This is a genomic window from Planotetraspora phitsanulokensis (assembly GCF_016863295.1).
Taxonomy (GTDB): Bacteria; Actinomycetota; Actinomycetes; order Streptosporangiales; family Streptosporangiaceae; genus Planotetraspora; species Planotetraspora phitsanulokensis.
Genome location: NZ_BOOP01000089.1, coordinates 1 through 892 on the forward strand (window position 1 = coordinate 1; position 892 = coordinate 892).

General features: G+C 68.3%; 1 pseudogene. It reads left to right on the forward strand.

Annotated elements, in window-relative coordinates:
• Nucleotides 1-713: pseudogene (locus Pph01_RS42500) on the forward strand (arylsulfatase); the annotation flags it as partial.
• Nucleotides 714-892 lie beyond the last annotated feature (179 nt).

The window sequence follows — 892 nt, forward strand, 5'->3', positions numbered from 1 at the left end:
CCGAAATCAACGACGTCGCCGCCGAAAGACCTGAGCTCGTCAAGGAACTGGCGGCCGCCTGGGAGCAGGCGGCCTGGGCCAACACGGTCTTCCCGCTCGCAGACTCCTCCGGCGTGTTGGACGCGCGCCGCCGGCCGGACGAGGAACGGCTGAGCAGGCCCGTGACCCTCTATCCGGGCACCCCGACGCTGGAGCGCTACCGGTCGAGCAAACTGGTCGGTCTACGTGACGTGGACATCGACATCAGCCTGGAGATCCCCGCATCTGGAGCGACCGGGGTGCTGGTCGCGCATGGTGACCAGGGCGGCGGCTACCTCGTCTACGTGGACGACGACCGGCTGTGGGCCGTCTACAACGAGTACGGGCGGCTGCACGACATCGACGGCGGACCGCTCACGCCTGGCGCGCACACCGTACGGCTACGACTGACAGCGCTGCCGAAGTTCCGCTGGGCGGTGGAGCTGTCGGCCGACGGCCGACAGGTGGGGATGCTCGACGAGGTGGCGATGTTGGTGGGGATGGCGCCGTTCACTGGGATCGACGTGGGGATCGATCGGCGCGGCCCCGTGTCGTGGCCGGTGCACGAGCGCCATGGCGCGTTCCCGTTCACCGGGATCCTGCACCATGTCCGCTACTCCCCCGGCCAACTGGCCGACTACGCTCCCGAAGCAGTGCTACGCGCGACAGAGCGCGCCACTCGCATTTATGAGTGAGCGATGCTGCATCCGGACGCCGGCCCTTCGCTCCGCATACCTTCTGGCGGGCTTGCTGCCGAACAGCCATTCGATGCCAGCTCTCGCCGAGAGCGCTGCTGCGAGCACTGCGACCTGAGCCCACCTCGCTCGAATTGACCATGGGTCCCGTCTCTCCCCCTCGGACGAGGAGCGTGCGC